Origin of the sequence: Staphylococcus canis, from assembly GCF_016238445.1 — a bacterium.
GTDB classification, from domain to species: Bacteria; Bacillota; Bacilli; order Staphylococcales; family Staphylococcaceae; genus Staphylococcus; species Staphylococcus canis.
Genome location: NZ_JABANU010000010.1, coordinates 51931 through 72423 on the forward strand (window position 1 = coordinate 51931; position 20493 = coordinate 72423).

At 33.4% G+C, this 20493-nt stretch carries 18 protein-coding genes and 2 pseudogenes; 12 read left to right on the forward strand and 8 right to left on the reverse strand.

Annotated features, from left to right (window positions below; genetic code table 11):
• The first annotated feature begins 88 nt into the window (after window positions 1–88).
• The 8 genes from HHH54_RS05145 to rlmH all read left to right on the forward strand — a co-directional run bounded on the left by HHH54_RS05145 (window position 89) and on the right by rlmH (window position 8272).
• Window positions 89–1168 carry a cysteine desulfurase family protein gene (locus tag HHH54_RS05145; RefSeq protein ID WP_198617772.1) on the forward strand — a complete coding sequence of 360 codons (1080 nt, stop codon included), beginning with the start codon at window positions 89–91 and terminating at the stop codon, window positions 1166–1168.
• A 12-nt stretch (window positions 1169–1180) separates the two neighbouring features.
• On the forward strand, window positions 1181–1723 hold the full coding sequence (locus HHH54_RS05150; RefSeq protein ID WP_198617773.1) for a 3H domain-containing protein: 543 nt from the start codon (window positions 1181–1183) through the stop codon (window positions 1721–1723).
• A gap of 229 nt (window positions 1724–1952) precedes the next feature.
• Entirely contained in the window at window positions 1953–2654 is a 702-nt protein-coding gene (gene yycF / locus HHH54_RS05155) for a response regulator YycF (RefSeq protein WP_198617774.1), read from the forward strand.
• A 12-nt stretch (window positions 2655–2666) separates the two neighbouring features.
• On the forward strand, window positions 2667–4493 hold the full coding sequence (gene walK, locus HHH54_RS05160; protein WP_198617775.1) for a cell wall metabolism sensor histidine kinase WalK: 1827 nt from the start codon (window positions 2667–2669) through the stop codon (window positions 4491–4493).
• A complete protein-coding gene (locus HHH54_RS05165) occupies window positions 4483–5814 on the forward strand; it encodes a YycH family regulatory protein (RefSeq protein ID WP_198617776.1) in 1332 nt (443 codons plus the stop codon). Before walK ends, HHH54_RS05165 begins: the two co-directional genes overlap by 11 nt.
• Complete coding sequence (locus tag HHH54_RS05170) at window positions 5811–6587, forward strand: two-component system regulatory protein YycI (protein WP_198617777.1); 777 nt, start codon at window positions 5811–5813, stop codon at window positions 6585–6587. Before HHH54_RS05165 ends, HHH54_RS05170 begins: the two co-directional genes overlap by 4 nt.
• Window positions 6588–6612: 25 nt before the next feature.
• Window positions 6613–7395 (forward strand): MBL fold metallo-hydrolase, encoded by a 783-nt coding sequence (locus tag HHH54_RS05175; protein WP_198617778.1) that lies wholly within the window; start codon window positions 6613–6615, stop codon window positions 7393–7395.
• A 397-nt stretch (window positions 7396–7792) separates the two neighbouring features.
• On the forward strand, window positions 7793–8272 hold the full coding sequence (gene rlmH / locus HHH54_RS05180; RefSeq protein WP_198617779.1) for a 23S rRNA (pseudouridine(1915)-N(3))-methyltransferase RlmH: 480 nt from the start codon (window positions 7793–7795) through the stop codon (window positions 8270–8272).
• A gap of 83 nt (window positions 8273–8355) precedes the next feature.
• Here rlmH and HHH54_RS05185 read toward each other — a convergent pair whose 3' ends face one another.
• The gene (locus HHH54_RS05185) at window positions 8356–8904 is read right to left on the reverse strand and encodes a Cap15 family cyclic dinucleotide receptor domain-containing protein (RefSeq protein ID WP_198617780.1); all 549 of its coding nucleotides are present in this window, start codon (window positions 8902–8904) and stop codon (window positions 8356–8358) included.
• Window positions 8897–9871, reverse strand: coding sequence for a nucleotidyltransferase domain-containing protein (locus HHH54_RS05190; protein ID WP_198617781.1), 975 nt, complete (start codon window positions 9869–9871; stop codon window positions 8897–8899). The genes HHH54_RS05185 and HHH54_RS05190 overlap by 8 nt, the downstream gene beginning before the upstream one ends.
• Window positions 9872–10055: 184 nt before the next feature.
• On the opposite strand from HHH54_RS05190, the gene HHH54_RS05195 reads away from it, so the two are divergent.
• Genes HHH54_RS05195 through HHH54_RS05205 form a run of 3 tightly spaced genes read left to right on the forward strand, consistent with a single transcriptional unit; the run spans window position 10056 to window position 15856 of the window.
• Complete coding sequence (locus tag HHH54_RS05195; protein WP_198617782.1) at window positions 10056–11570, forward strand: class I SAM-dependent DNA methyltransferase; 1515 nt, start codon at window positions 10056–10058, stop codon at window positions 11568–11570.
• On the forward strand, window positions 11560–12750 hold the full coding sequence (locus HHH54_RS05200; RefSeq protein WP_198617783.1) for a restriction endonuclease subunit S: 1191 nt from the start codon (window positions 11560–11562) through the stop codon (window positions 12748–12750). The genes HHH54_RS05195 and HHH54_RS05200 overlap by 11 nt, the downstream gene beginning before the upstream one ends.
• On the forward strand, window positions 12734–15856 hold the full coding sequence (locus HHH54_RS05205; RefSeq protein WP_198617784.1) for a type I restriction endonuclease subunit R: 3123 nt from the start codon (window positions 12734–12736) through the stop codon (window positions 15854–15856). The genes HHH54_RS05200 and HHH54_RS05205 overlap by 17 nt, the downstream gene beginning before the upstream one ends.
• Before the next feature lie 72 nt (window positions 15857–15928).
• Here HHH54_RS05205 and HHH54_RS05210 read toward each other — a convergent pair whose 3' ends face one another.
• The 6 genes and pseudogenes from HHH54_RS05210 to ssb all read right to left on the reverse strand — a co-directional run bounded on the left by HHH54_RS05210 (window position 15929) and on the right by ssb (window position 18542).
• On the reverse strand, window positions 15929–16150 hold the full coding sequence (locus HHH54_RS05210; RefSeq protein WP_198617785.1) for a hypothetical protein: 222 nt from the start codon (window positions 16148–16150) through the stop codon (window positions 15929–15931).
• Window positions 16151–16164: 14 nt separating this feature from the next.
• Window positions 16165–16665: a DUF1643 domain-containing protein gene (locus HHH54_RS05215; RefSeq protein WP_198617786.1), complete on the reverse strand. Its 501-nt coding sequence runs from the start codon at window positions 16663–16665 to the stop codon at window positions 16165–16167.
• Between the two features lie 13 nt (window positions 16666–16678).
• On the reverse strand, window positions 16679–16990 hold the full coding sequence (locus tag HHH54_RS05220; protein ID WP_031914242.1) for a DUF960 family protein: 312 nt from the start codon (window positions 16988–16990) through the stop codon (window positions 16679–16681).
• Between the two features lie 95 nt (window positions 16991–17085).
• Window positions 17086–17424: an SAUGI family uracil-DNA glycosylase inhibitor gene (locus HHH54_RS05225; RefSeq protein WP_198617787.1), complete on the reverse strand. Its 339-nt coding sequence runs from the start codon at window positions 17422–17424 to the stop codon at window positions 17086–17088.
• 468 nt (window positions 17425–17892) lie between these two features.
• Window positions 17893–18213: pseudogene (locus HHH54_RS11300) on the reverse strand (cassette chromosome recombinase CcrB); the annotation flags it as partial.
• Between the two features lie 39 nt (window positions 18214–18252).
• Window positions 18253–18542 (reverse strand): annotated as a pseudogene (gene ssb, locus HHH54_RS05230) (cassette chromosome ssDNA-binding protein).
• Between the two features lie 181 nt (window positions 18543–18723).
• On the opposite strand from ssb, the gene HHH54_RS05235 reads away from it, so the two are divergent.
• Window positions 18724–20325: a hypothetical protein gene (locus tag HHH54_RS05235; protein WP_198617788.1), complete on the forward strand. Its 1602-nt coding sequence runs from the start codon at window positions 18724–18726 to the stop codon at window positions 20323–20325.
• Window positions 20326–20493 lie beyond the last annotated feature (168 nt).

Below are 20493 nucleotides of genomic sequence, written 5' to 3' on the forward strand. Positions count from 1 at the left end.
TTACAATAAGATTTACAATTGTGTTAACATAAAAGTATACAATGATTTTCACATATTTAAAATGTAAAGGCAAGAGGGGATTATAAACATGATATATTTAGATAATGCGGCAACGACACAGCCGTCTAAACGTGCATTAGACGTATATACTCAAGCACAACAAGCGCTGTTTTTTAATAGTGAGAGTTTACATATTGGTGGAGAACAAGTGAGAGATGCACTGCGTAACGCACGTGAGTACATTCAGCAATATTTTCAAACACAACAAACGTGTTTATTCGGAACGAGTGGATCACATGCGAATCAAATTGCGATAGATTTATATTTAAAAGACGTCACGTCAGGCGAAGTGTGGGTATCGCCATATGAACATCCTTCCATAGCAGCTGCTCTTGATGCATACGACACGCATATTACAGTGCGTACGATACCGATGTTAGAAAATGGGGAACTGGACTTAGATGCATTTCAAACTGCATTAACAATAGACACAGTGTTGATTATTGCGCAACATGTCAATTCTGAAACGGGTTATATCCTGCCTATACCTGCGCTAACTCAAATTGCTGAAGCACGCCATATTCCACTTCATGTTGACGGCGTACAAGCAGTGCATAAAGTCAAGCCACTTGATTTGAACGGTGTGACGTCTTATAGTTTTTCAGGTCATAAATTTCATGGTACAAAAGGGACCGGCATATTACTCATAGATTATGCTTACATTCATCCTTTACGTGAACATTATTTTCATGAGGAAGGTGTACGTAACGGCACGATTGACGTCCCTAGTATTCTTGCGACTGTACAAGCACTTTCAGAAGATGTAGATGATACGCACTTAACACAATTACATCAACATGCGTCTCAAAGGGCACAAACGTTAGGATATCGTGCGTTATCGTATGATACACAAGCCCCTCACATTTTAGGCTTACTGACATCAAAATTCGAAGGACAATATGTGATGCAAAGCTTGTCGAATCGAAATATTTGTATCTCTACAGGCACAGCATGCGGTCATGGTATACTACTTAGTGAAGGTGTCACGCAAAAAATAAATGCGTTACAAGGTGAAGTGCATCAATACATTCGATTGTCTTTCTCAGCTTTGACAACATTAGAAGACATTGACGCATGTTTTGACGCATTGCGCAGAATGGACGGATGAAGGAGGACCCCAATGAATGCTGCAGATACACGAAGGATGGCTATGTTACGCTATTTAGAAGAAGCGGATCAACCGATTAAAGGCCATGAATTAAGCCAACATTTTGGCGTTTCCAGACAAGTGATAGTGAAAGATATTTCATATTTAAAAACACAAAACCACGCTATTTTCTCATCAAGTAAAGGCTATTATATGAATCCAGAACCACAAGGAAAGCCGTATAAACGCATTATCATGTGCCAACATGAAAAAAGTGAAATTACTGAAGAATTAACAACCATTATTGAAAATGGGGCGATGATTGATAATGTATCAGTCGAACACCCTGTATACGGTACGATTCAAGCTGAGTTGATGATTGAAACATTAGCGCACGTAGCGACATTTGTTGATAATATGGAAAAGTATGATGGTACAATGCTTGCGAGATTAACAGATTTAATTCACTTGCATACCATATCAGCGGATTCTGAAAAAATACTTGATAATGCAGTGCATGACTTAGCTGAAAAAGGATTTTTAGTCGATAGCGACGATGAGAAACGAAAAGAATAGTATTTAACGAGGTTAGGCCGAAGTTAATGGATTTCTAAGCAATCTTTTAACACTGTCTAGCCTTTTTATTGCGTGTATTGTATACGGCTTTTTTTAGAAATTGGTTGTTTGATTGTGTAATAGTAAAAAGATAGAATTCATTACATTTTAGTGATACATTATAAGATAGAGTATTATGCCAAATGTCATAGTATAATATTGCACTTTTACAGAAATGGGGTCATGTCTTATGGCGAGAAAAATTGTCGTAGTAGATGATGAGAAACCAATTGCAGATATATTAGAATTTAATCTTAAAAAAGAGGGATATGAAGTCCACGTCGCATATGACGGTAATGATGCGGTGGATTTAATTTATGAACAAGAACCAGATATCGTATTACTCGACATTATGTTACCAGGTCAAGACGGTATGGAAGTCTGCCGGGATGTCCGAAAAAAATACGATATGCCGATTATTATGTTAACAGCGAAAGACTCAGAAATTGATAAAGTCTTAGGTCTTGAGCTAGGTGCGGATGACTATGTGACAAAGCCATTTAGTACGCGTGAATTAATTGCACGTGTCAAAGCGAACCTTCGTCGTCATTATGCACAACCATCACATGAAGCGTCATCTCAACCTAATGAAATCAAAATTAAAGATATTGTCATTTATCCAGACGCTTATTCAATTAAAAAACGCGGTGAAGATATTGATTTAACACATAGAGAGTTTGAATTGTTCCATTATTTATCAAAGCATATGGGACAAGTAATGACACGTGAACATTTACTTCAAACGGTTTGGGGCTACGATTACTTTGGTGACGTCCGTACCGTTGATGTGACGATTCGCCGTTTACGTGAAAAAATTGAAGATGATCCATCACATCCAGATTATATCGTGACACGCCGTGGTGTCGGATATTTCTTGCAACAACATGATTAGAGGGTCGCATGTATGAAGTGGTTAAAACAGTTTCAATCGCTACACACGAAACTTGTTGTCGTATATGTATTATTGATTGTAATTGGGATGCAAATTATTGGGCTTTACTTTACAAACAGTCTTGAAAAAGAAATGACCAATACATTCAAAACCAATATTTCACAAAATGCGAAACAAATTGAGTTAAGTATTGAAAAAATTTATGCTAGCGACTCCTCAACGAAAACGCGAGATGTCCAAAACTTACTAAATGAATATGCCAACCGTAATGAAATGATTGAAATTCGTTTTATTGATGCGGATCAAGTCATTTTAGCAACGTCTAAACAATCGAACCGTCATTTGATTAATCAAAAAGCAAATGAAAGTTCGATTCAAAAAGCACTGTCTTTAAAACAGGAAAACGCGAATATGGTGTTAAAAGACTATGGTAAAGGCAAACAACGTGTATGGATTAAAAACGTCCCTGTCATTACGAAAGATGGTTTAATTGGTAACATTTATATTGAATCGGATATTAATCAAGTTTACGATCAATTAAATGACATTAATCAAATCTTCATTGTAGGTACGGCGATTTCACTCTTTATTACGATTATTCTAGGATTTTTCATTGCACGTACAATTACAAAACCTATCACTGACATGCGTAATCAGACCGTAGAGATGTCTAAAGGGAACTATACGCAACGTGTGAAAATCTACGGTAATGACGAAATCGGAGAACTCGCCCTTGCTTTTAATAATCTCTCAAAACGTGTTCAAGAAGCACAAGCGAATACCGAAAGTGAGAAGCGCCGTCTTGATTCTGTAATCACGCACATGAGCGATGGGGTCATTGCGACAGACCGCAGAGGCCGTATACGTATTATTAATGATATGGCGCTTAAAATGTTAGGAAAAGCGAAAGAAGACGTTAAAGGGCATCATTTATTCGAAGTATTAGATGTTCATGGTGAATTTACATTAGATGATTTAAATGAAAATAATGATAGCGTCTTACTAGATATTAATGAAGAAGAAGGCATTATTGTCCGTGCAAATTTCAGTACGATTGTCCAAAATACTGGATTTGTTACAGGGTATATTGCAGTATTACATGACGTTACAGAGCAACAACAAATTGAACGTGAACGTCGTGAATTTGTCGCAAACGTTTCACACGAATTGCGTACACCACTCACTTCAATGAATAGTTATATCGAAGCGCTTGAAGCGGGTGCTTGGCAAGATGAAAGTATCGCACCACAATTTTTATCTGTGACACGTGAAGAGACAGAGCGTATGATTCGTTTGGTTAACGATTTATTACATCTGTCAAAAATGGATAATGAGTCAGAATCTATCACAAAAGAGATTATAGACTTTAATATGTTTATTCAAAAAATCATCAATCGTCATGAAATGGCAACCAAAGATACTACATTTGTACGAGACATTCCAGAACAAGCGATTTTTGCGGAAATTGATCCTGACAAGATGACGCAAGTGTTTGATAATGTCATTACGAATGCAATTAAATACTCACGTGGTCAAAAGCGTGTTGAGTTTCACGTGAAACAAAATCCAGTGCATAAACGCGTGACGATTCGAATTAAAGATAATGGTATTGGTATTCCAATTAATAAAGTGGATAAAATCTTTGATCGCTTCTTCCGTGTGGACAAAGCGCGAACAAGAAAAATGGGTGGTACAGGACTAGGCCTCGCTATTTCAAAAGAAATCGTAGAAGCACATAATGGACGCATCTGGGCGAATAGTGTAGAAGGTCAAGGCACTTCAGTATTCATAACACTTCCATGTGAAGTGATAGATGAAGGTGATTGGGATGCGGACTAAAGAAATTATCAAAACCATTCTGCTTATACTTCTTGTCGCATCAAGTATGGTTTTAACTTTTAAAATATGGAACTTTTCTCCGGACTTAACAGATGCGGATACGTCAAGTCAAGATCAAACAACAAAAGCCATTGGGCCAAGGTTTGATCATGATTTTGATGAGGTGATCACACCGCTACAAATGATTCATGTCACAGGCTCTAAATTTAATGGCCTTCCAGCAGATAAACAGGTTCATGAACTGCTGAATGAATTACAAGATCAACAGATTACCAAAGTCGAGGATATTCAAAATGAGCAAGTCATCTTACTACGTGAATTAAGTGATAACTTGCTTGTTTTAGACTACCCGACAGACACCCCGCTGACAGTGTACCTGAATGATATATTTGATATTTCAGCCAAAGTGCCGGAGCAATTCATGTTCGATCGACTGGTCTTTGATTTAGATAGTCGAGATGACGTGGTAATCTATGCCTTACAAGAAAATCGTCAACGTGCTATTAAACTGACGACATCCATTTCGACTAAAACGATGAAACAAAAACTTCAAGGCATGAAGCAGAATCTAGTGCCATATACCGCAGTAATGACAAACCGCGCAACGTTGAACGAAGCAACGTATCTCTATGCGCCACAAAAGCCGAAACATATTCAGTCGTATCGTACGATTTTTAACAGTATCAGCATTGAAGATTTAAATGCGATTTTATTCGATGATACACCGATTGTCCGTACCGCAAATAGTGGCAATATGACGTACAACAATAATACAGGTGTTGTGAATTACGATATCGAAAAACAAACATACAGTTACTCTAACTTATCAGAAGATGATTTAAGTATGCGAAATATGACGGTTAGTATTCCACGTACGATTGATTTTATTAATAAGCATGGTGGATTTACCGACGATTTTCGTTTATTCCAAACCAATGCCAAAAAAGGTGAAATTACGTATCAAATGTTTCAAGACGGACGACCGGTTTTTTATGATAGTCCACTCAATCAAATTCGCATGATTTGGGGCGAACGTGGTATCTCAGAGTATAATCGCGGATTATTAAAGACGAATGTAACAATTGATAATGGTGAGAAAAATTTAGAATCCGTAGAAAAAGTACGAGCTGGATTAATTGAAAATAATGCAGTTGATTTTGCACATGTGCAACACATGATTGTCGGCTATAGAATGAAAACAGAGAGTGGCCCTGAAAGTACACAGGATGTTCAAAATAGCAGTCAATTTGTGCCAGCTTGGTTTATCCAATATAATCATACATGGTACGAATATGAAGATGGGGAGTTGACGGCGGTATGAACTGGAAACGTACAAAAACACTTTTTATTATCGTCTTTCTCCTCGTTAATATTTGTTTATTATTAATATATGTTGATAAAATTAAAAAGTCACAAGTGAGTGATGCTGAAAACGATAACGCTGTACACTTTGAACAAGAAAACATTAAAATTCCTAAAAACGTTCCAAATTCAGAAGGTATTCAAATGGAATTGATTACAGCGCGTTCAAAAAGTTTTAAAAAAGAAGCTGAAGCAGAAGATAAAGCGGAAGTTAGCGATAATGGGTATACCATTTCAAAAGATATGAGTGAAGCGGTCGATGTCAAACAAGACCCTATCGTTCATCTTAAACCGTATATCGATCAAAACATTTACAAAGGTAACACTTACCAGTATCATGAAACCAAAGATGGTCGTATTTATTACGAGCAAACGTATCAAAATTATCCAATTATGAATAACAACCGTGCGACGCTCAGCTTTGAAATGGAAGATGAAAGTGTAAAGCGCTATGCACAATCGGCCATGGAAGACATCCGGCCGTCTAAAGGCTCAAACAACCAACCCAGAAACGTCATTTCAGCACGAGATGCACTTGAGGCGTTATACTTTAATCAATATTTGAAAAGTGGCGATGAAGTGCTCAGTATGCGTTTAGGCTATTATACGGTTGTAAAAGAGACGAACGTTCAAGTCTTACAACCAAACTGGGAAGTCACTGTAAAATCTAAAAATGACACACATACGTATTACGTAGAAGCTGTGTCACAAAATCCACAAATCACAGAATAGTAGAAAGGGTGGTCACTTGATACGAATGAGTGTACTCGCAAGTGGAAGTACAGGCAACGCGACTTATGTCGAAAGTGATAAAGGTAGCTTGTTAGTCGATGTTGGATTAACAGGCAAAAAGATGGAAGCACTTTTCGATCAAATCGACCGAAAAATATCAGACTTAGATGGCATTTTAATTACGCATGAACATTCCGATCATATTAAAGGGCTCGGTGTGTTAGCACGAAAATATAAATTGCCAATCTATGCGAATGCAAAAACTTGGACATGCATCGATAAAAAAGATTCTAAAATTCCAATGGACCAAAAATTTATTTTTAATCCATATGAAACCAAGTCTATCGCTGGTTTTGATATTGAATCTTATAACGTGTCACATGATGCGATTGATCCACAATTTTATATTTTTCATAATGACTATAAAAAACTCACAATGATTACGGATACAGGCTATGTATCAGATCGAATGAAAGGCATGATTCACGGCAGTGATGCATTCATTTTTGAAAGCAATCACGATGTGGATATGTTGCGCATGGGACGCTATCCATGGAAGACTAAACAACGTATCTTAAGTGATATGGGACACGTTTCAAATGAAGATGCTGCACACGCGATGGCAGATGTGATTACAGGTCATACGAAGCGTATCTATTTATCACACCTCTCACAAGATAACAATATGAAAGATCTTGCGCGTATGAGCGTGGGTCAAATCTTACAAGAGCGTGATATTGATACGATCCACGATGTTAAACTATGTGACACGGATAAAGCACAAGCCACACCAATTTATACACTGTAAATACTTAAAAGAGATTAGGACACTCGATTACAAGTCCTAATCTCTTTTTTTATGCTCAAAATAATGAAAATTCTATGGAAATACTATATACATCATACAAAATTCTGACACCAGATGTGACGGGATGTGATAAAATCAAATGTATAAACGTACATAATTTTAAAAACTTATCCCCAATTATGTGCACAGATAAGAGGAAGTTACACACAATCCACATGTTAATAACTAACGTACCCACAGAGTTATCCACATATACACAGACTTATACACATATTTAGAGAATCAATCCACATAATGATACTCAAAATCATATGTATAATGTATACAAAGGATTAAAATATGTGAATAACTGAATAACTTGTGGATAACTTTAGTGTTGTACACACAGGAGGACTTTATGAAGATAACCATCATCGCAGTAGGAAAATTAAAAGAAAAATACTGGAAACAAGCTATTGCAGAATATGAAAAACGATTAAGTGCCTACACCAAAATAGAAATTATAGAAGTACCTGATGAAAAAGCACCAGAAAATATGAGCGATAAAGAAATCGAACAAGTTAAAGCTAAAGAAGGCGAACGCATCTTAGCCAAAATCAAACCGCAATCTACAGTCATTACACTTGAAATACAAGGGAAACCACTCAGTTCAGAAGCCTTCGCGCAAGAGTTAGATCAACGCATGACACAAGGCGCAAGCGACTTTACATTCATCATCGGAGGCTCAAACGGATTACATCAATCTGTACTACAACAGAGTAACTTCGCTCTATCCTTTAGCACCATGACTTTTCCACATCAAATGATGCGCGTGATTTTGTTAGAACAAGTGTATCGTGCATTTAAGATTAATCGCGGAGAAGCTTATCATAAATGAGGGGGTTTTTGATAAGGCTCTCCTTGTTAGTGATATTGCTAAAAATACCAAAATAAAAATGAATTTATTTTGGTATCAATACTTTATTTTAGTTTTTTGAGTCTTAGATCACCTGTGGTTTCGGCTCCAGTCCAATACTTTCCAGTCAATTCATTTTCTCCAACTATTAATCTTGTTGTTCCTCGATTAATAGGATTTTTCTTTTCGAATTCAGCTTTTGGATTTGTTATATAAGTATAGTACAATATATTTTTACCATGTTCTTCAATAATATCTGCTGTAATACTATTACTAGTAATTTCATCGCTCCTTAATTCAATATTTACTGTTAAAAAAGTTTGTTTTATTTCCACACTTACCTTTTTAATTCCACCTTCTCCATAAAAATATCTGAGTGTTGCCTCATAATCTCCTGATATATCAGTCTGCTTATTAAATATACGAAACAATTTCCACTTCCACATAAACCTTTCATACCCTATAGTAATAAATGTTGATATTGTTACAGTATAACTTATGATATCTATCCATCCTATTTGCCATACAGTACATGATACTATAATTAGTAAAAAGAAAAAGATTCCTGTAAACCATCTTGTTATTTTAATCAAATGATTTATTTTGTCATTCATATTTTCTCTCACCACTATATTCAAAATAATTCTTTACATCTATAATAAAATTTTTATAAATATTAATTTTTTCTTGAGAATCGCATAAATATAGAATGTCATTAGGTTCTTTAAATTCACTTAATTTATCTATATTATCTATTAAAAATGCAATTAATGCATTAAATGTATCACCTAACATTTCATCATTGCTATATTTGTAATCCGGTATGTTCCAAAACAAACCTTCAACTCCAAATGAAGAAGTTTGTTTCGCGTTTCCATTTTTACTATCTATTAATTGATATCTTATTTCCTTTATTATTCTAACCATCTTTTTATATTTATAATTTGTATTGTTATTTTTTATAACACTATTATTTATATGCTGTTCCGGATAATTTATAATTCGTTCACCTTTATCTGAATAAATTGTGATTCCTTCAATAAAATTATTTGGATCATCCATATAATCATTACTGTAATCTCTATATCTAAAACAAGGTACACAATCTGTTTCTTTACGGTAAGTATTGCCATTGATTCTAATTGCTTTATTACCTCTTCTTACCTCACTTCTTCCAAATCTTTCAATCAAAGCTTCTTCTACTTCATTTTTAAAATGATACGGAGGTTTATTACTAGAAACAAATTTATAATTTTCTCTAGTTTTACCTTCCCTATATTTACCAAAAAACTCACTTTCTTTTACCACTGCAATATCAACATCACTATTTTGTCTTACATTGGTATTTGTTGCATACGAACCTTTCACAAATATACTTAGTTCATAATCTTTCGATGGATTAGTCATTTTAATTTGATATGATAGCGTATCTTCATTGTTTCTATGTATACCCTTTTCTGTTTCATACCCTAATGATTCCAGAGATTCTTGGATAATTCTTATTGCATTTTCACACTTTTCTTTTTCAGATTCTGACAATGGTTTAGAATATAATTTTAATTGTTCTTCAGTAAATAACAAATTTGCTCCCCCATTCGTACTCAGTTTAACTACATAATAATCTGTACTTTTATAATTAGCTACTTAATATTACTTAAATAATACAACAAACAATATTTTTTACAAAGAAAACCACAAGAAAAGTCACATAAAGCCTTAATATTTGATATATTTGTGTAAAGGATAGCATAAAGGTGGAATATAAATGGCGACAATTGGATTTGAAGAAAAGTTATGGCAAGCTGCAGATAAATTACGAGGGAGTATGGATGCAGCAGAATACAAGAATGTAGCATTAGGTATTATATTTTTGAAATATGTATCTGATTCGTTTGAGGAAAAATATGAAGAATTGAAAAATGATGAATATGCAGACGAAGAAGATAAAGATGAGTATTTAGCAGAGAATATTTTCTGGGTTCCTAAAGAAGCACGTTGGCAATACATAAATGACAATTCTAAGAAATCAGAAATTGGTCAAATTATAGATAAAGCGATGATAGCAATTGAAAGAGAAAATGAGTCTTTAAAAGGCGTGTTACCTAAAGATTACGCAAGACCTGCATTAGATAAAGAAAAATTAGGCGATATTATTGATCTATTTACATTCAAAGTTGGGGATTCTGAAAGTAAAAAACAAGATGTTTTAGGTCGTGTTTATGAATACTTTATCGCAAAATTTGCGAGCGCTGAGGGTAAGAATGCTGGGGAATTCTATACGCCTGCTTCAATCGTTAAATTACTTGTTGAAATGATTGAACCTTATCAAGGTAGAATTTATGACCCTTGTTGTGGGTCGGGCGGAATGTTTGTACAAAGTGAACATTTTATCGAACAACATCAAGGCCGTATAGATGATATTGCTGTTTATGGTCAAGAATCTAATCCAACTACTTGGAAATTAGCGAAAATGAATTTGGCTATTCGAGGTATAGATAATGATTTAGGTGATCATCATGCAGACACATTTCATAATGATTTACATAAAGATTTGAAAGCTGATTTTATATTGGCTAATCCTCCATTCAATGCAAGTGATTGGGGGCAAGAAAAATTATTAGATGATTACCGCTGGAAATTTGGTATTCCTCCAAAAGGAAATGCCAACTATGCATGGATTGAACATATGATTTCTAAACTTGCCCCAAGTGGTACAGCAGGATTTGTATTAGCGAATGGTTCAATGTCTACAAGTGGTAAAGATGAATTAGAGATACGTAAAAACTTAATTGAACAAGATTTGGTTGAATGTATAGTTACATTACCAGGACAATTATTCTATTCAACTCAAATTCCGGTATGTTTGTGGTTCGTGACAAAAAATAAAGCTAAAAACGGTAAGAATGAACGTAGAGGAGAAGTACTATTTATAGATGCAAGAAATATAGGAAGCATGGTATCAAGAACATTAAAAGAGTTCTCAGATGAAGAAATAAAAGATATAGCAAATGTCTATCACTCATGGCGTGGTACAAACGATAATCAATATGAAGACAAAGCAGGCTTCTGTAAAGTAGCAAAGACAAAAGAAATAAAAGACAACGAATATATCTTAACGCCAGGACGTTATGTAGGCTTAGCAGAAGTAGAAGAAGATTCAGAACCATTTGAACAGAAAATGGAAAGAATCACAGCAGATTTAAGTGAACAATTTGCGAAATCAAAAGAACTCGAGGACCAAATCCGAAAATCATTGGAGGGGTTAGGTTATGGAGTATAAAGAATATGAATTAGGGGAACTTATAGAATATAGGAATGAAAAATTATTAATTGAAAACGTCAGCTTAGAAAACTATATATCTACCGAAAATCTATTGCCAAATCGTAATGGGAAGCAAAATGCTGAGAAATTACCAAATACTAAGTCTGTAAAAAAATACTATGAAAATGATATATTAATATCCAATATCAGGCCATACTTTAAGAAAATTTGGCAAGCAGAAATTCCAGGTGGTGCTTCTAATGATGTACTAATATTAAATTCTTGTAGCAATAATACAACAAATGATTATTTATATTATTATTTATCACAAGACAAATTTTTTGATTATATGACTCAAACAGCTAAAGGTACAAAAATGCCTCGTGGTGATAAAAAAGCAATACTAGGTTATGAAATTAAAGTTCCAAATATAAAACATATACAGAATTATATAGTGAATCTTGGGAAAAATATAGATAAGAAAATTGAAACAAATAAAAAAATCATAGCAAATCTCGAAGAACTTTCACAAACACTATTCAAACGTTGGTTTGTTGATTTTGAATTCCCTGATGAAAATGGTAATCCATACAAATCAAGCGGTGGAGACATGGTTGAGAGTGAATTAAGTAAAATACCAAAAAGTTGGAAAGTTGATACATTAGGAAATTATATAAAAATAAAAAGTGGTAAAAGACCTAAATGTAAAGTTGATAACAAAGATTTTGAAAATGTGGTGCCTGTAATAGGTGCTAGTAAAATAATGGGCTATACCAATGATTATATATATAATGAAAAAATTATTATAATTGGAAGAGTAGGAACTCATGGCGTAATCCAAAGATTTTCTACAAGAACATGGCCATCAGATAATACTTTTGTAATAACAAGTGATTTTGAGAGTATTATATATCAATTACTTAAAAGTATAGACTATATATCATTGAATAGAGGTTCTACACAACCTCTTTTATCTCAAAAAGATATTAAAAACACCAAAGTAGCAATGCCAACTAATGAGACTTTACTATATAAATATCAAAATGAAAACGATCATATTTTAAAAATGATGGATCAAAAAAATATAGAAAATCAAAAATTAGCACAACTCCGTGACACACTACTACCTAAATTAATGTCAGGTGAAATTGAGATACCTGATGACATCGAGGTGAATGAAGATGAGCTTTCAATTTAGTGAAGATGATTTAGAACAGGTGGCATTGAAGTGGTTTGAGGGTCTTGGTTATTCTGTTAAGAATGGTCGAGATAGTGGTGAAAATGGGATTATGAATGAACGGGAGAGCGACAAAGATGTTGTGCTTGATGATCGTATGGAAGCAGCTTTAAGACGAATTAATCCTGAACTAAATAATAGTGCTATTGAACAGGCTATACGTGAAATTTCTATTGAGAAGTCTCCTAGTTTATTAGAGAATAACCGTTCTTTTCATGAAATGATTACAAATGGAATTGAGGTTGAACACTATAATGATGTCGGTGAGACGATTAATGATTTGGTATATGTATTCGACTTTGATAACCCGGGAAATAATGATTTCTTAGCGGTTAATCAATTAACTGTGGTGAATGGAGATTATAAAAAGCGACCTGATATTGTGTTATTCATAAATGGATTACCGGTAGTGGTAATTGAACTGAAAAATTCTACAAATGAATCTGTTGGTATTGAAGACGGGTATCATCAGTTAGAAACGTATAAAATGAGAATTCCACAATTATTTAATCACAATGCAGTATTAGTGACGAGTGATGGTATAAATACAAAAGCTGGTTCTTTAACTGCTGATTATGATCGTTTTATGACTTGGCGTACTAAAGATGGAAAAACTGAAGATTCATCAACGTTTCGTAGTTTAGATATATTGATTCACGGCATGTTAAATAAGGAAGTACTATTAGATTTAATTCGTCATTTTGTTTTGTTCCAAGATGATGGTAAAGGAAATATAGTTAAAATATTAGCTGCATATCATCAATATTATGCAGTGAACAAAGCTGTTGATCGTGCTATGGAAGCAACATCTGAACATGGTGATGGTAAAGGTGGTGTTATTTGGCACACGCAAGGTTCTGGTAAGAGTTTGACAATGGTCTTCTTCTCAGGAAAGTTAATTCAAAAATTAAATAATCCAACATTAGTGGTCGTAACAGACCGTAATGACTTAGACAATCAATTGTATGGTACTTTTGTTAAGTCCAAAGGACGTTCAGGTAAAGGATTACTAAGACAAACACCTAAACAAGCAGAATCACGAAAAGAATTGAAAGAGCTATTATCTGTAGAATCAGGTGGTATCGTATTTACAACTATGCAGAAATTCGAACCTGAAGAAGGACAAGCGACAATGGATGCTTTAACAGAACGTAAAAATGTAGTTGTTATGGCAGACGAAGCACACCGCACACAATATGGTTTCAAAGCAACTTACGATGAAAAAGGTGAAGGTATTAAATATGGTTATGCAAAATATTTAAGAGATGCTTTACCTAACGCTTCATTTGTTGGCTTTACTGGAACACCTGTATCTTCAACAGATAAAAATACACAAATGGTATTTGGTAATTATATTGATGTGTATGATATGACCCAAGCTGTTGAAGATGGAAGTACGGTTAAAATTTATTATGAAAGTCGTATTATTCCATTAAATTTACCGACCGATTTAGATATTGATGAAGCATATGATGTCATTACTTCTGACCAAGAAGAAGATACTAAATCTCGATTGAAATCTAAGTGGTCACGTATAGAAGCTCTATCTGGTGCAGAACAACGTGTACATGCTTTAGCAACTGACATTATTAATCACTTTGAAACAAGGCAGAAGGCTATGAAGGGTAAAGGTATGATTGTCACAATGAGTCGTCGTATTGCCGTTGATTTATATGATGAAATTGTAAGACTTAAACCTGAATGGCATTCTGATGATGATGACAAAGGTGTTATCAAAGTCGTTATGACAGGTTCATCTAGTGATCCGCAAAACTTCCAAAAACATATAGGTCCGAAAAAGCGAAGAAACCTTTTAGAGAATCGTATGAAAGATGTTAATGATGAATTGCAACTCGTAATTGTGCGAGACATGTGGTTAACAGGATTTGATGTACCTTCAATGCATACAATGTACATAGATAAACCGATGAAAGGTCACAATTTAATGCAAGCTATTGCACGTGTTAATAGAGTATTTAAAGATAAACCAGGCGGCTTAATTGTTGACTATGTAGGTATCGCTGAAAGTCTGAAGGAAGCACTAAAAGAGTATACGGACTCTGATAGAGAACAAACAGGTATAGATACAGAAAAAGCACTTGAAGTTATGTTAATGAAATACGATATCATTCAAGATATGCTGTATAATCACGACTATTCTGATTTTGAGTCAGAAAATCAATTAAATCGCTATAATGCAATCTCAAACACAATGGATTATATCATTGGATTAGGTGAGAAAGAAAGAGAGCGATTTATAAATACAGTGACAGAGCTTTCTAAAGCATTTGCATTATGTGCAACAGAGGAAGCTGCTCAAGAACTGAATAGTGAAATTGCGTTTTTAAAAGCCGTGAAATCTGGACTTGTTAAATTATTAGCTCCACCTAGTGAAGGAAGCAGCCATAAAAAGACACCTGCTGAAATAGAAGCAGAAATCAATCAATTGATTTCAAAATCAGTTGTAACTGAAGAAGTTGTAGATATTTATCAAACACTCGGAATTGAAAACCCAGATATCTCAATATTGTCAGATGATTTCTTAAAAGATGTAGAAGGACTACAGCAAAAAAATGTTGCAGTTGAGTTGTTAAACAAATTACTTAAAGGACAAGTTAAGTCATTAATGAAAACAAATGCTACAGTATCTAAAAGATTTTCTGAGATGCTAAGTAAATCAATACAAAAATACAACAATCGTTCTATAGAAGCTTCAAAAGTCATAGAAGAATTGATTCAAATGGCGAAAGAAATAAATCAAGAAAAACAACGAGGAAAAGACTTAGGTCTGAGCACGGAGGAAATTGCTTTTTATGATGCATTAGCCTCTCATGAAACTGCAAAAGAAGCAATGGGGGATAAAGAATTACGAGCTATTGCACATGAATTAACAAAAACGGTCAAGAATAATATGAGTGTAGACTGGTCAAAACGTGAGAGCGCAAAGGCTAAAATGAGAGTCCAAGTAAGACGACTATTAAAGAAATATGGTTACCCACCTGATCTTCAAAAAATGGCTGTAGAACAAGTTGTAGAACAAGCAGAACTAATGGCCAGCCAACAATAAAAATAAATTAATCATAGCATCCTTCACCGCAAAGTGAGGGATGCTCTATTTTTATTGTAAGTAATATAATTTTCATTTTGATTGGTAATAGTTAATAATTATCTGTAAATCATTGTTAAGTACCGTTGTTATAGTATCGTCATTCATAAAATCATCATAGATATTATCCAATATTTCTTCATCTTCAATTGCTGCGAAATGATGTACTAGTCCTTTTACTATTGAAACGTAATCATGTGATGCTAAACAATTAGTAACTGTTCCCCAGTCTGATTGTGTAGTATCATGGTTCATAGATAATCCTCCTTTTATTTCAATGTCCATTTTTGACGTGCTTTAGAATTGAGTGGATGCATGATTTCATTTGTTTCAGGATTAATAAGTTTCTTAACCTTCTTCTTATGCTCTTTAAGCAATTCAAATACTTGCCCGACCCTTGCTTGAACATTCGGCTTTTTGGCATATGAACCCCAAGCAAGTATTACGATATCGCTATCAGAAGCAGCTTTCATAATATGAATGTCGCTGTGTTTATCATAAGCCTCTTTTAAGTGTTTTAGGTTTTTAGGAGTAGTAATATTTGAATAAAGATTAACAAAGTGTACCGTACCAATATCTTGTTGTGATAGTTGATTGATAATGAGTTGTGTAGTGAGATCGATGTTTATAATACCATCGTAGTTTGGATACATTGTGATGACTGTAGCAGTCTTCTTACTATCGTCCCATGTCTTTGTTAGTAAGTAGCGGTGAGTTCTCTTTTCGTCAAATATTGCAGTGGTGACAAGTGTATTTGTGATATTTTCCATTGATTTTATCTCCTTAGTATTCTTCGGGTAGTAACATTACATAATAAGAAAAGTCTACATCGTCCTCTCGGATGACGTAGACTTTACTAATGTTTACCTGATGATTGTCATTTGCTTTTGTATATTGAAAGTATTCGGGATTTTCTTGAGTATGTCTTATAAAAAGCTTTTGTTGATGCATAATAAACTGAAAGATATGAAAATAGTCCAAGGGTTCTTGTTCGTTAGATGGTTTGGTATCTTTTTGTAGGACGAGGTCCCATATTTGATGTTGTAAGGTGGGGGATAAGTTATTGGCAATACCACGTGTAATATATCTATTCATAAGCGTTTTCCTTTCGTTCTGATTCTTTCATCCAAATGATAATTTCACTAAGAATTGTAATGACGAGTTGTGTAATTTTGATGTATTTATGCATATTATTGTCCTCCTGTTAGTAAGTATCGTTGATCCAAAAGGGGCATGATGGTGTTGTGCAGATATAAGAAATCCATATCGTTATTCTCATCGATATAGCCGATAGCTATGAGTTGTTTTTGAAAATACAAAATGAAAGGATAGATGTTTCTTTCGTGTAATGTATCTGAATAATAGGTGTAGGTATGAAGTGATTTTTGACTGAGGGGGCCGAGCTTTACATATTTGTCTGGAAGAATGTTATCGGCGACCTCATCTATGGCTTCACATTGCCATACTTCCTCTTGGGGTAGGTGAAACAAATCTGTGATATAGATTTTGAGTTGTTGTTCTAACGTCATGTTTATGACCTCCTAGTGTATTTGATTGATGTAAGTAGGTATTACATCATTTTGATAATATAAGTTTGAAATCACGTTTGTTTCGGTTAGAAATCCCATTGAAATTTAAAAAATATCCCATGTAGAAATCGCTACAATTGTTGGTATGACAAGGAAATCCCGTTATCCCGCTCATTTCTCGGGAAATATAGCTATATATTTATATATCATTTGGATTTGTAGATGTCAGTACGACTTACTTTTTCTTTTTATATTATTTATTTATAAATAATAATGGGATTTCGGGATTACGCTTGCGTAATCCTTATCCCACATGTATTTATCAAATCCCATTGCTATCCCGTTCATTTTTTATTTTGGGATGTTCTTTCGTCATACAATATAAGCATCCGTGTTCGTTAGGCTAGCTTCATCTATGGATAGAATATACGAGATGTGTGTTATTGGATGACGAAAAGACAGTATCCATTATGAGATAGGCAAATAGAGTGTTTGAGATAATAATAAAGACGAAGTGCTGAGTTGCACTTCGTCGAGAGGGGTATTATGGCAGAGTTGTTTAATGATTTCATGATTGAGTTTTAATGTGACGTAGAACTGTTTTTTATGATGTTCGTCTTTACGAATATCAATGTGGTCTATGACCGTAAGGTATAGTGCTTTGAGTTGTGCTTTATCCATGGTTTCGATATTTTTGAATATATGACGTAATATAGTCGCAATCTCATTAGCGTCATATATTGTTTTGGGAGCACTTTGTTGTTGCTTAAGTTGATTGATTTGATTTGTATCGCGGTAAAGGATTAAATGAAGGGTTAGTTTGAGTCATTAGCGAACACCTCCTTTCGAAGGGTTGCTATCATTGAGTGGATTAGGTCCTATTTTTTATACAATAAACTACCATTTTTTTTACCAATAATAATAAAAGGAATGCTAGGTGTATGTTTTACGAAATAAGCGAACCAACGTCCTACCTCGCGTTGAACATCTCTAGAACAGTTAAGGCCTGATTTTTTAGTTAAATCACCAATTGTAAATTCAGTGTCTTTCTGTAAATTATTTGCAATAGCTAAATCTACATTTTTTAAATTTATAAATTCTTGACTTTTATAAGTCATAAAATCACTCCTATTTATTTTTTGATTATTTCCATCATGACTGAATAAGTTTTGTTGATGCGTTTGGAAATTACAATGACTATAATAGAGAAGTATAAAGTTTAAAGCTCTAATAGTTCTGGGCAAATAATACATACATAATTGCAATGCTAATTACTTGACAAAATATGAGGGTTTTTAGATGTATGACTTTTTAGAATATTTACATCGCTATTGTATAAAACCGATAGAAAATTGGAAGGCTGTACCGAACTTATCGTGTGAAATTGAAAGAGGAAATATTGTTGAAAGTACAGAAGCTATGATAGGTTATCATGTCATTGTCAAACAAAATAAAGTTATAATTTATGATAATGATATAGCATCAATTAGTAATATAAGCGGAAATTATATAGCAGCAGATTTATTAGTTACTAGATATTTAGATGCAATAGGTGAATTTATAGAGGTATCAGAGTTAGATCAGTCGAGCTATTACGAATGGTTTATGTTTGTTGAAGAAACGAGAAGAATATTTAGAGGTACAGAAATAATTTATCAATTTTTAAAATATCTATTTACGCATACCTATGAACACAAAAATGAAGAACAAAGAATAGAAAAATATATGAAAAATATTATCATAGATAATCAATTTAGAGGGGAGAGTAGTAATGATGTCGTCCGTTTAGATATGAAAGATGATAATATGTTATTTTACAATTTTGATATATACGATACAAATATTCTTTATGAAGAAATAGACGAGGAAAAATTACTTAGAATTTTAGATGAAATAAGTAATACTGACAATTACAAAGCGCTATTTAACATTGTAAGTGAGAACCAAAAGAAATTTTGGGAGTCAAATATTAAACCAATTGTAAGTGAATGTTCAGATAGTATAAATACAAGCCCATTTGATTTATATGCTTATGTAAATAAGTATATAAGTAATAAAATGTTTGACTGTGATAATTATTTAATTACTAAAAATGAGGTCATAAATTTCTATTTTAATCATGGTAGTGACTTTAATAATTTCAAGAAGGGACAGAAATGGACAAAGTCCAATTTTAAGCAGGGAAATAAACTTAAAATACACGAATTTATCATTGCAGTAACTTATGTGAATTTATTAAATCATTCATATATGAAATATATAAATGCTGAAAATTACTATGATTCTAGCAAAAAGATAACAAAAGGAATGAAAAATAAATATCATGAATTTACAGATTCATTCAGTGATTTTATAGAAAGAGTAGACGATATAACATGGAGAATCCGTGATTCGTTTGATTATATTGGAGGATTAAAAAATAAAGAAATTAGCGAAGATGAGAACGAATATATCGAACAATTAATTCAATTTGTTATATTATCTAAATTCGGTTATATCAATGTGAAAAATCATTTTAATTATATTGAGAACTTAAATACACTTAATAACGAATTAACGACTATATTAAGAAGTGAGTTCGCGCACATTTCAAATGATATGTATAATAATTTATTTGGTAATTTATTCGATGTTGTAAATACATGGAAAAAAGATTATTCAAATAATTTTTATAATAATACTCAGAATACTATACCTACAGAAAAATTAGATATAATATCTTCATTTATAAAACAATATGATAAACCAATTGAACGAGACGAACATGGCAAACACGTTAAAGCAAAAGTGTTTGAAGGTATAAGTGATTTTTATAAGCGTGTAAAAAAAGGATTTGATAATAATGATGTGCTATTGCATTTGAGATTGGAAATGAGTGTACATGAAAATAAGTATGATTAACTACTAGTTTATCCAATAATATAAAAAGGACTATAAGCTATATGTACTGCACCCCAAAAGTTGAACCTACAAAATTCAACTTTTGGGGTGTTTAATTATGAATAAAAGTTATAGTTTAGATTTCAAACTTAAAATATTACAAGAATACAAAAGCGGGCAACTTGGTTA

What these genes read in the sequence shown, in the direction of transcription:
- HHH54_RS05145 (WP_198617772.1), top strand. Translation starts at nt 89, where the DNA reads ATGATATATTTAGATAATGCGGCAACGACACAGCCGTCTAAACGTGCA.
- HHH54_RS05150 (WP_198617773.1), top strand. Translation starts at nt 1,181, where the DNA reads ATGAATGCTGCAGATACACGAAGGATGGCTATGTTACGCTATTTAGAA.
- yycF (WP_198617774.1), top strand. Translation starts at nt 1,953, where the DNA reads ATGGCGAGAAAAATTGTCGTAGTAGATGATGAGAAACCAATTGCAGAT.
- walK (WP_198617775.1), top strand. Translation starts at nt 2,667, where the DNA reads ATGAAGTGGTTAAAACAGTTTCAATCGCTACACACGAAACTTGTTGTC.
- HHH54_RS05165 (WP_198617776.1), top strand. Translation starts at nt 4,483, where the DNA reads ATGCGGACTAAAGAAATTATCAAAACCATTCTGCTTATACTTCTTGTC.
- HHH54_RS05170 (WP_198617777.1), top strand. Translation starts at nt 5,811, where the DNA reads ATGAACTGGAAACGTACAAAAACACTTTTTATTATCGTCTTTCTCCTC.
- HHH54_RS05175 (WP_198617778.1), top strand. Translation starts at nt 6,613, where the DNA reads ATGAGTGTACTCGCAAGTGGAAGTACAGGCAACGCGACTTATGTCGAA.
- rlmH (WP_198617779.1), top strand. Translation starts at nt 7,793, where the DNA reads ATGAAGATAACCATCATCGCAGTAGGAAAATTAAAAGAAAAATACTGG.
- HHH54_RS05185 (WP_198617780.1), bottom strand. Translation starts at nt 8,904, where the DNA reads ATGAATGACAAAATAAATCATTTGATTAAAATAACAAGATGGTTTACA.
- HHH54_RS05195 (WP_198617782.1), top strand. Translation starts at nt 10,056, where the DNA reads ATGGCGACAATTGGATTTGAAGAAAAGTTATGGCAAGCTGCAGATAAA.
- HHH54_RS05200 (WP_198617783.1), top strand. Translation starts at nt 11,560, where the DNA reads ATGGAGTATAAAGAATATGAATTAGGGGAACTTATAGAATATAGGAAT.
- HHH54_RS05205 (WP_198617784.1), top strand. Translation starts at nt 12,734, where the DNA reads ATGAGCTTTCAATTTAGTGAAGATGATTTAGAACAGGTGGCATTGAAG.
- HHH54_RS05210 (WP_198617785.1), bottom strand. Translation starts at nt 16,150, where the DNA reads ATGAACCATGATACTACACAATCAGACTGGGGAACAGTTACTAATTGT.
- HHH54_RS05215 (WP_198617786.1), bottom strand. Translation starts at nt 16,665, where the DNA reads ATGGAAAATATCACAAATACACTTGTCACCACTGCAATATTTGACGAA.
- HHH54_RS05220 (WP_031914242.1), bottom strand. Translation starts at nt 16,990, where the DNA reads ATGAATAGATATATTACACGTGGTATTGCCAATAACTTATCCCCCACC.
- HHH54_RS05225 (WP_198617787.1), bottom strand. Translation starts at nt 17,424, where the DNA reads ATGACGTTAGAACAACAACTCAAAATCTATATCACAGATTTGTTTCAC.
- HHH54_RS05235 (WP_198617788.1), top strand. Translation starts at nt 18,724, where the DNA reads ATGTATGACTTTTTAGAATATTTACATCGCTATTGTATAAAACCGATA.